2 protein-coding genes (1 of these 2 cut by a window edge) are annotated in these 15,446 nt (G+C 72.6%); both read left to right on the forward strand.

Annotated elements, in window-relative coordinates; translation table 11 throughout:
* Positions 1-13,782: an SDR family NAD(P)-dependent oxidoreductase gene (locus ACFWVE_RS10155; RefSeq protein ID WP_384010283.1), complete on the forward strand. Its 13,782-nt coding sequence runs from the start codon at positions 1-3 to the stop codon at positions 13,780-13,782.
* Positions 13,779-15,446, forward strand: the start of a protein-coding gene (locus ACFWVE_RS10160; RefSeq protein ID WP_384010247.1) for an amino acid adenylation domain-containing protein. The gene runs 21,426 nt beyond the window's last position; the window shows 1,668 of its 23,094 coding nt (coding positions 1-1,668); the start codon lies at positions 13,779-13,781; its stop codon lies off the right edge, out of view. The genes ACFWVE_RS10155 and ACFWVE_RS10160 overlap by 4 nt, the downstream gene beginning before the upstream one ends.

Raw genomic sequence — 15,446 nt, forward strand, 5'->3', positions numbered from 1 at the left:
GTGGGACAGCACGATGACCGCGATATCGCGATCATCGGCATGGCCTGCCGGCTGCCCGGCGGCATCGAGGACCCCACCGCGCTGTGGCAGCTCCTCGAAGAAGAGCGCTGCGCGGTCGGGACGCTGCCCGACGGACGCTGGCGGTGGCCCGAAGGCATCGGCCCCGACACCCACCCCGGGATCGACCGCGGCGGATTCGTCGCCGACGCGGGATCCTTCGAGGCGCCCCTCTTCCGCATCACGCCCTACGAAGGGCAGCGCATGGACCCGCAGCAGCGCTGGATGCTGGAACTGGCCTGGGCGTGCCTGGAGGACGCCGGATATCCGGCGGGCGCGGTCGCCGGCGCGCAGATGGGCGTCTTCGTCGGTGCCAGCGGGTCGGACTACCAGCGGACCATGGACACGGACCGGCTCCCCGTACGGGCGCACAGCGGGCTGGCGACCTCCATGGCGATCATCGCCAACCGCGTCTCGTACTTCTACGACCTGCGCGGCCCGAGCGTCCAGCTGGACACCGCGTGCTCCAGCTCCCTGGTGGCCGTGCACTCGGCAGTGCGCGCCCTGCGCGCGGGGGAGTGCACCGCAGCCCTGGTCGGTGGCGTCAACCTCCTGTGCCACCCGGCCGACAGCATCGCCTACCACCAGGCGGGCATGCTGTCGCCCGACGGCCTGTGCAAGACCTTCGACGAGTCGGCGAACGGCTATGTGCGCTCGGAGGGCGGCGCCGTCCTGCTGCTGAAGCCGCTGGCGGCGGCGCTCGAGGACGGCGACCATGTGCACGCCGTCATCAAGGGCAGCGCCACCAACCACGGTGGCCGGGCGGGCGGCCTGACCGTGCCCAGTGCGTCCATGCAGGCGAGCCTGGTCCGGGCGGCGCTCGCCGACGCCGGGGTGGCCGCCTCCGACGTCAGCTACGTCGAGGCGCACGGCACCGGCACGGCGCTCGGCGATCCCATCGAGGTCCAGGGGCTCGCCCGGGCCTTCGAGGGGAGCGAGGCACCATGCGCCATCGGATCGGTGAAGACGAACCTGGGGCACCTGGAAGCCGCCGCGGGCATCACCGGACTGATGAAGATCGTGCTGTCCATGCGGCATCACAAGCTCCCCGCCTCGCTCCACTTCTCGCGGCTCAATCCGAAGATCACCCTGGAGGGCACGCCGTTCTCCGTCGCACAACGGCTCGCGGACTGGGAACTCGACGGCCGCCCCGCCCGTCTCGCCGGGGTCAGCAGCTTCGGCTCGGGCGGCAGCAACGCCCATGTGATCGTCGCGCAGGCCCCCGCCCGTGAGAAGGCAGCCGGGCATGGCGAACCGGCCTCGGCCGAACGGATTCCGTCCGTGGTCGTGCTGTCCGCGGAGACCGAGCCGCAGCTCGTACGCCAGGCGGAGCTCCTGCTCGCTCATCTGCGGTGCGAACGGCCGACCGACGCCGGTCTCAGGGACCTCGCTTACACGACGCAGGTGGGCCGCGAGGCCCTGAGCGAGCGTCTCGGTCTGCTGCCGACGGATGTCGCTTCGCTCGAAAGTCTTCTGGGAGCCTTCGTATCGGGTGACACGCTCCCGCCCGCCGCCCTTCGGGGACGTGCGAAGAGGAACGGCGCGACGCCCCCGGTCATCGGCTCTGAGGGCTCGGAAGGCTCTGTGGGCTCGGACCGCTCACCCGGCGAGGTGCTGGCCGCGTGGGTGCGGGGCGCGAAGGTCGACTGGGAAGCGCTCCACCAGGGCGTCGAGCGCCCTCGACGCATTCCGCTGCCCACCCACGCCTTCGTGAAGAAACGTTACTGGCTCGAGCGCGCCGCGGCCGTGGAAGCGCCGGAGCGCGAGCGGCGGCACCCGCTGCTCCAGCGCGAAGCCGCGGCAGGCGGTACGGACCTCGCCGCCTTCGGTTCGACGTTCACCCCGCGGGATCCCTTCCTGCGTGACCACCGCGTGGGCGGCGAGCCGGTGCTGCCGGCCGTCGCGTACCTGGAGATGGCACGCGAGGCCCTCGACCGTACGCTGTCGGCGGCCCCGGGCGGGGCCTTCGCGCTGTGCCTGGAGAACGTCGTGTGGACCCGGCCCATCGTCGTGCGGGACGAGGGGCGGACGGTCCACACCGTCCTGACGGGCGGCGCGGGTAGCGCCGGGGACGGCTCGGGGACCGAGGCCGACGTGGCAGACCGGGTGTCGTACGAGATCCGCACCGACCCCTTCTCCGAGGGGGCGCACGCGGTGCACTCGCGAGGCGTCGGGTCACGTCGGCGCGCCACCCCGTCGGCTCCGCTCCCGATCGAGGAACTGAAGTCCCGCATGCGCGCGGCAGTCCTCGAAGCCGACGACTTCTACGCGGCGTTGCGCGCCGCCGGGCTCGACTACGGCGACACCCACCGCGCCGTACGGTCGGTTCACCTGGGAGAAGGCGAGCTGCTGGCCTTCCTGACCCTGCCCGCGGGCGCCGCCCCCACCATGGGGGACTACGTACTGCACCCCAGCGTGCTCGACGGCGCGCTGCAGGCGGCCTTCGCACCGGAGCTCCACGCCGCCGCAGGGCCCTGGAGTGCGCCCCTGCCCTTCGCCCTGGACCGTCTCGACGTGTTCGCGAACACGCCGGTATCCGCATACGTCTGGATACGTGAGGTCCCGGGCGCATCGAGCCAGGTGCGGCGGCGGGACCTCGACCTCTGCGACGAACAGGGAAGGATCTTCGCGTCACTGCGGGGCTACTCCATGCGGAAGAACACGGAACCGGCCGAGACGGCCGCCACAGGAGAAGTGACGCTGTTCCGGCCCGTATGGCGCGAACAGCCCGTCGTCACGGGCACACCGACCCCGGACGCGGATCCCGGCCACACCGCGCGGCTGGTCCTCGCCTGCGGCTTCGAGGACCGGCTGGATGAACTGCGTGCCCTGGCACCGCACCTGTCGTTCGTGGAACCGCCCGAGGAGACGGGGCCCGCCGCCCCCGTCCGGGTCACGGTCGCGGAGTGGGCGGTCGAACTGCTCCGCACGGTCAAGGGACTCCTGCTCGGCAGGCCCACGGGCTCCGTGCTCCTTCAGGTGCTGACGCCCTCGCACGGTGAGGGAGCGGCGCACCAGGCGCTGTCCGGCCTGCTGAGGACGGCGCGACTGGAGAACCCCGCCCTGGTCGGGCAGGTCATCGCGGTACCCGCCGATTCCCCGGCCCCGTATCTGGTCGCGAAGCTGGAGGAGGACGCCCGCTCGCCCGAGGACCACCGGATCAGCCATGCCGAGGGTGCCCGCCGTACCGTCCTCGGCTGGGAGCCCCTTCCCGAGGCCGATGCTTCCGGAGACACCGGGGCCGAGGGCCCGGTGACACCCCGGCCGGTGCGGTGGCGAGCCGGCGGCGTGTACCTCATCACCGGTGGGGCGGGCGGTCTGGGGCCGGTCTTCGCCGAGGAGATCGCCCGGCGGGCGAAGGGCGCTGTGATCTGCCTGACCGGCCGGTCCCCGCTGAGCCCGGAGAAGCACGCCGTGCTGGCCGCACTGCGTGCCGAGGGCGCCGAGGCGGAGTACCACGTCCTGGACGCGGCCGACGGGCCGGCCACCGGGAGACTCGTGGGCGAACTGGTGCGGCGCCACGGTGCGCTGCGCGGCGTGATCCACGCCGCGGGCGTGATCCGGGACAACTTCCTGACGAAGAAGCCGGTGGCGGAGTTCCGCCGTGTCTTGGCGCCGAAGCTCGACGGCTGCCGCAATCTCGACGAGGCGACCAAGGACGCCGACCTGGACTTCTTCGTACTGTTCTCGTCCATCACGGGCGCGGCCGGAAACGTCGGGCAGAGCGACTACGCCGTGGCCAACGCCTTCCTCGACGAGTTCGCGCGGCAGCGTGGCGCACTGGTCGACGCAGGCCGGCGCAGCGGTCGTACGGTGGCCATCGGGTGGCCGCTGTGGCACAGCGGGGGGATGGGGGCCGACGAGGCCACCCGCCGGGCGCTGCGGGTGCGCAGCGGACTGCTGCCCATGACGACCGAGGCCGGTGTCGCGGCCTTCCACCGTGCGCTCATCAGTGGTGAGACCCATGTGGTCGTAGGAGCGGGGGAGGAGGCGCGCCTCCAAGCCCTTCTGAACGGGGACGAGGAGCGCGGCCGATCGGACAGGCCCGCCGCCCATCCGCCCGCCGCGCCGGTCGCCGGTGCGCCCACCGCGTCCAGTGCTCCCGCAGCGACGACCGCCGAATCCAGTGCCGCCGGCGCGGGTGAGGCCGACGGTGTGAATGCTGCCGGGGACGACCGTGCGCTCGAAGCGCGGACGGTGCGCCTCCTCAAGGAGGAACTGTCGCGCATCACCCAGCTGCCGCTCGCCGAGCTGGAAGAGGACGAGCCGCTCGGTTCGTACGGCATGGACTCGATACTGGCGACCGAGCTGACGGCCGGGCTGGAGACGACGTTCGGCTCACTGTCCAAGACGCTTCTCTTCGAGTACCACACCCTCGCCGAGCTGGGCGCCTACTTCGTGGCCGGCCACCGAGCCACCTTGGACACCCTGTTCGCCCGGACCGGAGCACCGGCCGCTCCGCCCGCCGCCGAAACCGCCGTGCCTTCCGCCCCCGTGTCCCCTGCCGACGCCGTTCGGGAGGTCGCCCACGGCGCCGGGACGCAGCGGTCCGCACCGCTGGACATCGCGATCATCGGTCTCTCCGGCCGCTATCCCGAATCGCGCGACCTGAGGGAGTACTGGCAGAACCTGCGGGACGGACGCGACTGTGTCGTCGAGGTCCCGGAGGACCGCTGGGACTGGCGCGCGTACTACTCCGAGGACCGCACGCGGCCCGGCCGCCACTACAGCAGGTGGGGCGGGTTCATCGCCGAGGTCGACCGGTTCGACCCGCTGTTCTTCAACATATCGCCGCACGAGGCGGACTACCTCGACCCCCAGGAGCGGTTGTTCCTGGAGCATGCCTGGACGGCGATGGAAGACGCCGGCTACACCCGGGAGCGGCTGCGGCGCACCGACGGTGAGGCCGGCGACGGCCAGGTCGGCGTGTACGCCGGAGTGATGTGGGGGCAGTACCAGCTGTTGTTCCCCGGCGGGGACGCCATCCGTGGAAACCCGAACGCGATCGGCAGCAGCTACGCCAGCGTCGCGAACCGCGTCTCCTTCGTGATGAACCTGCACGGCCCCAGCATGACCGTGGACACCATGTGCTCCAGCTCGCTCACCGCGGTGGAACTGGCCTGCCGGGACCTCCACCAGGGCCGCACCAAAATGGCCTTCGCGGGCGGGGTGAACGTGACGGTCCACCCGAACAAGTACCTGGCCCTGAGCACCGGGCAGTTCATTTCCGGCAAGGGGCACTGCGAGAGCTTCGGCGTCGGTGGGGACGGCTACATCCCCGGTGAGGGTGTCGGTGTCGTCCTGCTGAAGCCGCTGCACGACGCCGAACGCGACGGCGACCACATCTACGGTGTCATCAAGGGCAGCGGCATGTCGCACGGCGGCCGCACCAACGGCTACACGGTGCCGAACCCGCGCGCGCAGCAGGCCGCGATCCACGGTGCGCTGCGCGAGGCCGGGGTCGACCCGAGGACTGTCAGCTACGTCGAGGCGCACGGCACCGGAACCAAGCTCGGCGACCCCATCGAGATCACCGGACTGAGCCAGGCGTTCAGGACCGCATCCGTCCCTGGCGTTCCCGCCACCGCCGCCACCGGCGACAGCCAGTACTGCTACCTCGGTTCCGCGAAGTCCAACATCGGACACTGCGAGAGCGCCGCCGGGATCGCGGGGCTCACCAAGGTGCTGCTCCAGCTTCAGCACGGCCGGATCGCGCCGTCGCTGCACTCCGCGACGCTGAACCCCGACATCGACTTCACCCGTACCCCGTTCGTCGTCAACCAGGAACTGCGCGACTGGGAGCGCCCGGTCGTCGACGGCCGTACCCACCCGAGGATCGCCGGCATCTCCTCGTTCGGCGCCGGCGGCTCGAACGCGCACCTGGTGGTGGCCGAGCACGTGGATCTGCGTCCCGCACCGCCGACGGCGACGCGGACACCGCTGATCTTCCCGCTCTCCGCCAAGAACGAGGAGCGGCTGCGGGCGTACGCGGTCGAACTGCTGCGCTTCGCCCGCGAGGCGGACGCGGCCGGCTCCCCGAGGACCACCCCGGCGGACCTGGCCCACACCCTGCAGGCGGGGCGCGAGGCGATGGACGAGCGGCTCGGTGTGATCGCCGACTCGTTCGCGGCGCTCGCCGGGAAGCTGGAGCGGTACCTGGCGGGCGAGGACGGCGTCGAAGACCTGTACCGGGGCAACGCCAAGCGGGACAGGCAGGCCCTCTCGTTCCTCCCCGCCGAAGAGCTCGCGGAGACCCTCGACAAGCTGGTGCGGCGTGGCAAGTCGGCCGAGCTCCTCGAGCTGTGGGTGCGCGGAGCGACGCCCGACTGGCAGCGACTGCACACCCGTACGACCCCCGCCCCCCGCATGATCAGTGCGCCGACCTACCCGTTCGCCCGTGAACGGCACTGGATACCGGAGACGGCACGGACGACCGAGGCAGGGCCGGAGGCCCGGGCCGATTCTGCGAACGACACCCGGCCCGGGGCCACGACCGTGCGCACGACCGGGGCCGCTACCGACACCGGTCCCTCGACCGGGCTCGAACCCCCGACCCGCGCGGCCCTGTTCCTGACCAAGCGGTGGCGGCCGGCCCCGACGGGTACGGCACGGACGCGGCACACCGCCGTCGTCGTCCTGCACGACCGGTCCACCCGGCGTCTCGCCGAAGCCCTCTCGGCACTGTTCGACGACGCGACACTGCTGGAGGCCGTCCCGGGCGCCGAGACGGTGCTCGCCCGGCGCATCGACAGGTGTTCGGCCTGGATCGACCTCACCGGCATGGCGGCGGGCACCGACGGTGACGGAACCCCTGGGGCGGACGCGGTCGATGGGATCAGCGATCACCAGCCGTCCGGCCGGGCACTGGAGCTGCTGCAGAGCGCCCTCGACGCCAAGGCGTCCCGGGACATCCGTCTGCTGTACGTGACCCAGGGCCTGGAGACACCGGACGTGTCCGCTCCCGTCCGGACGCACGCACCGGCGCCGGCGTCCGGGTCCGACGGTGAGCGGGTGAACCTGGCCGGTGCCGCGCGTGCCGCGCTCTACCGGTTGCTCCAGAGCGAGTACCGCGGCCTCACCTCGTGCCACGCCGACCTGGATCCCGCCGTGCGCGAGGACGCCGAACTCGCGGCGGTCATCCACCGCGAACTCGGCGACGGGAGCGGTGAGGCCGAGGTCTGCTACCGCGCGGGAGTACGGCACGCCCCGGTGCTCGAAGAGAGCGCGCCGGTCGCGGCGCGAACCGCCCGGCCCGTCTTCGCCGACGACGAGGTCCTCCTCGTGACGGGCGGAACGCGCGGCCTGGGCCTGTTGTGCGCACGGCATCTGGTCGAGCACTACGGTGTACGCCGACTGGTCCTGACGGGCCGTGAAGCCCTCCCCCCGCGTGCCCGGTGGACCGATGCCGACACCTGCCCGCCTTCGGTACGCGAGAAGATCGACGCCGTCCTGGCGCTGGAGGCGCGTGGCGTCGAGGTGCGCGTCCTCGCGCTGCCGCTGGACCGCGCCGACGAGGTGGCAGCGGGCATCGCGACGATCGAGGCGACGCTGGGGCGTGTCACCGGTGTCATCCACGCCGCCGGGCTGGTCGACACCCGTAACCCCGCGTTCGTCCGCAAGCCCGTCCCGGACATCGCCCGCGTCGTCTCCCCGAAGATCGAGGGCACCCGGAACCTGCTGGCCGCCCTCGACGCGCGGTCGCTGAGGTTCGCCGTCCTCTTCTCGTCGGTCTCCGGGGTCGTCCCCACGCTGGGCGTGGGCCAGAGCGACTACGCGATGGGCAACGCCTTCATGGACTACTTCGCGCGGGCGCACGCCGCCGACCTGCCGATCACCAGCGTCCAGTGGCCGAGTTGGCAGGAGGCCGGCTTCGGCGAGGTGACGAACCAGGCGTACACCGACACGGGGCTCCTGAGCATCACGAACGCCGAGGGCCTGGCGTTCCTGGACGAGATCCTGGCCGTGCGGCGAGGTCCGGTCGTCATGCCGGTTCGGGTCGACGCCGGACTCTTCGACCCGGGTGCGTTGCTGGCCGCGCGCCCGGCGGCGCCCGCCGTCCCCGCACTCCGGACGCCTGCCGCCGCCGGGGCGACGGCACCGGTGACCGCGTCCGCGCCGGCGGCCGCCCCCGCGCCCACTGCCGACGGACCCCTCGTGAGGCGGCTCACCGACTACCTCGGCGGTACGTTCGAAGGCCAGCTCAAGCTCAAGCCGGGCCAGCTGGACGCCGAGACCTCGTACGCGGACTACGGCGCCGACTCCATTCTGCTGGCGCAGGTCCTGCAACAGATCCGTGAGCGTCTCGATGTCCGGCTCGACCCGTCGACGCTCCTGGAGTACCCGACCCTGAGCGAACTCGCGACGTGGCTGCTGAACACGTACCCGACGGAGATCGCCGCGCGGCTCGGTGACGAGCCGCAGCGCGCCCGCCCGGACAAGGAGACGGCGGAGGACGTGGGCGGGAAGCGGTCCGGCGCCCCGGAAGACGGGCCGCCTGCCGCATCACCTGCCCCGGCCGAACCCGCTGCCCGGACCGCACCGGCTTCCCGCCCGGCCGTGGCGGTCGCCGAGGACGCGGGCGACGGTGGGCGCGGCACGGCCGTCGCCGTCATCGGCATGGCCTGCCGGCTGCCCGGCGCACCCGATGTCGACGCCTACTGGGACCTGCTCTCCCAGGGCCGCTCCGCCGTCCGTGAGGTCCCCACGAGCCGCTGGGGACGTCCCACCGGCTTCCACGCCGGACTGATCGACGACGTGTTCGGCTTCGATCCCGGCTACTTCATGCTGCACGCCGAGGACGCCCGCGCCATGGACCCCCAGGCCCTGGTGCTGCTGGAGGAGAGCCTCAAGGCCGTCCACCACGCCGGGTACCGGCTCGGGGAGTTGGACGGCACCCGTACGGGTGTGTACGTCGGCGCCCGCAGCCGCAGCCGGACCGACGACGCCCTCGTCGGCGAGGCGCGCAACCCGATCATGGCCGTCGGACAGAACTACCTGGCCGCCAATGTCTCCCAGTTCTTCAACTGGCACGGCCCCGCCATGGTCGTGGACACGGCCTGCTCGTCCTCGCTGGTGGCGATGAAGGTCGCCACCGACGCGCTGGCGGCGGGCTCGATCGACCTGGCCCTGGTCGCGGGCGTCAGCCTGCTGGCCGACCCCTCCGCCCACGAGCTGTTCCGCCGCCGTGGCCTGCTCCGGGAGGACGGGGAGTTCCACATCTTCGACCGCAGGGCCGGCGGCGTCGTGCTGGGCGAGGGCGCGGGCGTCGTCGTCCTCAAACCGCTGGCCCAGGCCGAGCGGGACGGCGACACGGTGTACACCGTGGTCGAAGGCGTGGCCGTCAACAACGACGGCCGGACCGCCGGACCGGCGACCCCCAACCTGGCTGCCCAGAAGGAGGTCATGCGGGAAGCGCTCCGTCAGGCCGGCTGCCGACCGGACCAGGTCGCCCACCTGGACGTCAACGGCTCCGGCTCTGAGATGACCGACCTCCTCGAACTCAAGGCCGTCGAGGCGGTCTACGGACAGGACCGGACCGGACCTCTGCGTCTCGGCTCGATGAAGCCCAACATCGGGCACCCGCTCTGCGCCGAAGGCATCGCCGCCTTCATCAAGGTGGCGCTCATGGTCCACCACCAACGCACGGTGCCGTTCCTGTCCGGAGTCCGGCCCCTGGAGCACTACGCGCTCGACCCCGCCCGCCTCGACTTCCCGAGGCACGCCGGTGCGACGGACCTGCCGTACGCGGCACTGAGCAGCTTCGCCGACGGCGGCACCAACGGCCACGTCGTCGTGGGACACCACGTGCCCCGCCTTCCGGTGCGGCGCCGCCCGGTCGGGCTCCCCGAGCTCAACCGGACCGACGTGCGCACCGGTGAACGCGTCGGTGCCGCCGCCTCGCCGATGGTGTGGACACGGCGCATCGACGCCCGGGACGCCGTCCTGGACGGCCACCGTGTCTACGGGCGGCGACTGCTGCCCGGGCTGGCGTGGATCGACCTGCTGTACGGCTGTTTCGCGGAGGTGACGACGGGGCTTGCGCACCGCGAACTCTCCCTCCGGGACGTGACCATCTACCGGCCGCTGGCCGTGGACGCCGACGGTGCCGTGGAGATCCGCGTCGAGGCGCGCGCCGAGACCCCGGACACCTGGCGCATCACGGTGACCGACGCCCCGGCGCAGGACCCCCGCGCCGGGGCGGTGGCGACGCCGTACGTCACCGCCGAGATGCACCGGGTGGCGGGCGAGGCCACGGGCTTCGGGACGAACGTTCCGGGCGAGGTACGGGCCGTGCTGCGCGACCCCGACGGACGGGTGCGCGACCTCGAGGAGATCTACAGGGACTTCCGTGCACAGGAGCTCGTCCATTCCGGCCTGATGAAGGCGGTCGGCGCCGTGTACGCCGGGTCCGACGACATCTGGCTGCGGGTCGCCGTCGACGAACGGGCAGTGAGCCGTGACCGGGGCGAACGGCTGTTCCACCCCGCCCTGATCGACGGCAGCGCGGTGGCGGCCTGCGCGGTGGCCCTCGGCGAGGTGCCGGCGGGCGGTGGCCCGGCGGACGGCGAGCAGCGCCTGTTCCTGCCGCTCCACTACGCCTCGTTCCGGGCCGGCGCCCCGCTGGGCCGTGCCTGTTACACGCGGGTGCGACGCGAGTCGATCGAGCGGCGGGAAGAACTGCTCACCTTCACCATGGAGTTCTTCGACATCGAGGGGCACAGGGTCGGCGAACTGGTGGACCTCACCACGAAGGTGGTGCGCGACGCCGGACATGTCGATCCCGCGCGCCGCGACGACGGGCCGGGAACCGATTCCGCCGCCCGACCCGGAACGGACACCGGGCCCCGCACGGGGACCGAATCCGCCTCCGGGACCGTCGCCGCCCCGGACCGGGCCGGGTCCGCCGACCGGGACGCGGCTCTGCTCCCGTCCGACACGATCAGCGCCGCGGTGACCTCGGTCCTCGCCGCCCGGCTCGGCGTTCCGGCGGACCGGGTGGGCATGCACACGAGTTACTACGCCCTCGGCCTGGACTCCGCCACCCTCCTGGGGACGGCGGGGGAGATCGGGGAGCGGCTCGGGACGAGGCTGTCGCCGACGCTGCTGTTCGAGCACCCGACGGCGGCCGAACTGGTCGCGCATCTCGTACGCCACCACGGTCTGAGCCCGACGAGCCCTGTCCGGTCCACGGAGCCGGTCGCACCGGCGCCGTCCGTGTCATCCGTGGCGTCCGTGTCATCCGTGGCGTCCGTCGCGCCGGCCGCGGGCGACGGGGGGCCGCCCGCCGGTCCGGTGCGTGAGTACGACGAGGGCGACATCGCGATCGTGGGCATGGCCGGCCGGTATCCGAAGGCGGCGAATGTCGCCGAGTTCTGGGAGAACCTCAAGGCCGGACGGGACTGCGTCACCGAGGTGCCCGAGAGCCGGTGGCCGCGCGACACCTTCGAGGGGGAGCGCACGCCGTCCGGACGGAAGATGTCCGCCTGGGGCGGCTTCATCGACGACGTCGACCGCTTCGACGCCGAGTTCTTCGGGATCCCGGCGGACGAGGCGGCCCTCCTCGACCCCCAGGAACGGATGTTCCTGACGGTCTGCTGGGAGGCGATCGAGGACGCCGGGTACACACCCGCCGGTCTCACCGCCTCCGGTGGTGACGGCCCGCGCCGGGCGGTCGGCGTCTTCGCCGGCGTCATGCACAAGGACTACGTGCTGGTCCAGCACGAGGCCGCGCGGCCGGACGGCCGCACCGGGCGGGGGGCCGCTCCGTTGTCACTGAACGCCGCGTCCATCGCCAACCGGGTCTCGCACTTCTGCGACTTCAGCGGCCCCTCGATGGCCGTCGACACCGTGTGCGCCTCCTCGCTCAGCGCCGTGCACCTCGCGGTCGAGAGTGTGCGGCGCGGGGAGTGCGGGGCGGCCCTCGCGGGCGGTGTGAACCTTTCGCTGCACCCGGGCAAGTACCGGACCTACGGGGCGCTGGAACTGCTCGCGAGCGAGGCACCGGCCCGCTCGTTCGGCGCCGGGGGAGACGGCTACGTCTCCGCCGAAGGCGTCGGGGCGGTGCTGCTCAAGCCGCTGGCGTCGGCGCTCGCGGACGGCGACGCGGTCTACGCCGTCATCAAGGGCAGCGCCGTCAACCACTCCGGCCGGACGCCGGGCATCCGCGTGCCCTCAGTCGCCGCCCAGGCCGCCCTCATCGAGGACTGCCTGAACCGCGCGGGCGTCGACCCGGGTTCGCTCGGCTGCCTCGAAGCCCATGGCACGGGCACGGAGATCGGTGACCTGATCGAGGTCCAGGCACTGCGACGCGCGTTCGAGAAGTACACGGACGCCAAGCGCTTCTGCTCGCTGGGATCCGCCAAGTCCGCCATCGGACACGCCGAGGCGGCAGCCGGGATCAGCGGGCTGACCAAGGCGGTGCTCCAGCTTCACCACCGGATGCTGACTCCGTTGGTGCGGGCGGAACGGACCAATCCTTACCTCGGCCTCGACGACTCGCCCTTCCGTCTGCAGACGGAACTGCAGGAGTGGCCGGCGGGCGGCCCCGGCACGCCGCGCCGGGCCGGGGTGAGCGCCTTCGGCGCCACCGGTGCCAACGCGCACATCGTCCTCGAAGAGGCGCCCCCGGTGGCCGGAGCGACGGCACGGGACGTGCGCGAGGGCCGGCCGGCACCCGTGCTCGTACCGCTGTCGGCGACGGACGACGAACGGCTGCGTGCCTACGCTGCCAAGCTGGCGCGCTTCCTGGAGACGGAGGAAGGGGCGGCAGCGGATCCCGCGGCGCTGGCCCACACCCTCCGGACCGGCCGGGTCGCTCTGGCGGAACGCGCCGTGATCCTCGCGTACGGTCTCGAGGAGCTGAGGAGCGCCCTCGACGACATCGCCCGGGGCGCCGACGCCGGTGCCGGGAACGTGTGGCGGGGCCGCGGAGCCGAGCAGCTCCGGGACGCACGGCTCCTGGACGAGGACGACCTGCGCGCGGAACTGGTCGGACGCTGGTCGGCCCAGGGCAAGTGGGACAAGATCGCCGAACTCTGGCTCGGCGGCTACACGGTCGACTGGAGCGCCCTGCACGACACGACGTCACCGCGTCGCCTGCACCTGCCCACTTATCCCTTCGCCGGGCAGCGGCACTGGGTCACCCCCCGCCGCGGCGGGGGACGCGCGTCCGAGCGGACGCCCGCCGTGACCACCGAGGCGATGAGCGGGGCGCCCGTGGGTGTACCGGAGGACGGCGGCGTCCACTGGCGGTTCGTCCCCGAGGACGAGGAACTGCCCGCACCGTCCATGGACACGGCACGCCCCGGGCACACGCCCGAGGAGAAGGCGCGGGGCTTCCTGCGTCAGCTGGTCGCAGCGCGTCTGGGACGGCCGGTCCGCGAGATCGGCACCCACACCGGCCTGATCGCCATGGGGTTGACTTCGCTGGGGGCCGTCGGCCTGACCAGGGACCTGGCCGCCACGGTCGACCCGGGGTTCCTGCCCAGCACCCTGTTCGAGCACGGCACGGTCGCCGAGCTGGCCGCGTACCTGGCCGTGCGGCGCCGTGCGGGACTGTCGCGCCTGGTGGCCGCGAGAACCGAGGGCCGACCGCGGCCCCAGCGGCCCGGGCGGGCGGAAGGCCCGCAGCCGGAAATCCTGGCGGTGCTCGAGCGCCTGCAGACCGGCGCCCTGCACCTGGACGACGCCATCGCGCTCCTCGACACAGGAAGAAACGAGAAGTGAAGCACGAGCTCAACGCCCTCATCGCGGACTACCGGGCGGGCAGGATCAGCAGCAGTGAGGTCGGGGACCTGCTGCGCGAGCTGCGGCACCAGCCACCGCAGGGGCGGCCGGCGCCGTCCGGCTCCGGGGTGCGCACCTACGGGCTCTCCGAGGGGCAGCACGGTCTGTGGGCGCTCCAGCGGGCGTACCCGGACATGGCCGCGTACAACGTGCCGCTGTGCTTCCGCGTCGCCGACCTGGACGTACCGGCCTTCCAGGAGGCATGTCGGGCGTTGGTGGCACGTCATCCGGTGCTCAGCACGGTGATCCACCGGCAGGGGGACACCCCCTGCCAGTCGGTCGACCCCGGTCGAGAGCCCGACTTCGCCCGGGTCGATCTGACAGGCGTCGCCGACGAGGGCGAGGCGCTGGCGGCCGTCCGGCGCGAGAGCAAGAGGCCGTTCGTCATGGACGGCACCTCCGCGGACGGGGAGGGCCTGTTCCGGGTCCGTGTCTTCGACCGCCCGGCGGGCGGGTCGATCGTGCTGATCACCGTCCACCACGTCATCTTCGACGGCAGCTCGGCGAGGCTGCTGATGACCGCGCTGTTCGAGGCGTACGAGGCGCTGCGGGGCGGGGCCGGACCGGCGGCGCCCACGGACCTCGACGCCGGGACCGGCGCGGGCTTCCACGACTTCGTGGCCAAGGAACGGCGGACCCTGGCCGAGCGCGGCGGGGAGCTCCTCCCGTACTGGCGCGACCGGCTCGCCGGACCGCTGCCCGTACTGGACCTGCCGACCGACCGGGCCCACACGGCACTGACGGACCGCTTCGCCGGGGACACCCATGCCGACCGGGTGCCCGCAGAACTCGTCACCCGCATCAGGGAAACGGCCGTCGGCCGGCGCGCCTTCGTCTCGACGGCGATGCTCACCGCCTACGCGGCGACCCTGGCCTCGTACTCCGGCCACTTCGAAGGCTCCGGCCGGGCCGGAGGCCCTGGACACTCCGACAACTCCGGGGAGGCCGCCGCCCGGCGCGAGCTGGTCGTCGGAATGCCGGTGAACGAGCGCGGCGGCGAGGAGTTCGTCGGGGCCATGGGGCTGATGATCAACATGGTGCCGGTCCGCGTCGTGCTCCCGGACGGGGCCACGTTCGGCGAGACCGTCTCCGCCGTGCAGCGCGACGTCGCCGACGACATGCTGCACAGCCACCCCTTCTCCGCACTGGTCCGGGAACTCCCGTCGGACACGCCGCCCGGCCGCTCCCCGGTGTTCCAGACGGCGTTCGTCTTCCAGGACGTCCTCGACGGCATCTCCGGTCCCGGCCGGCCGTACGAACTCGTCGACGAGCTCCACCAGGAGGGGGAGTACGAGCTCTCACTGGAGGTCTGGGGCAGCGGCGACGCCTTCACCCTGTACTGGAAGTACCAGCCGGAGCTCTACAGCCGCCCCTTCGTCGAGCAGCTCGCGAAGCGTTTCGTACGTGTCCTGACGGCGGTGTGCGACGAGCCGGGAACGCCCCTGGCCGAGCTGTGCGAGCGGTTCTCGGACACGGCCGGGACCGACGAGGCCTGCGTGCACGAGCTCTTCGAGGAGGCGGCGCGCCGGACCCCCGACGCGGTCGCGGTCGCCAGTCAGGAGGAGGTGCTGACCTACGAGGCGCTGAGCCGCCGCAGCGACGCA

It is taken from the genome of Streptomyces sp. NPDC058632, assembly GCF_042717095.1.
Lineage (GTDB): Bacteria > Actinomycetota > Actinomycetes > Streptomycetales > Streptomycetaceae > Streptomyces.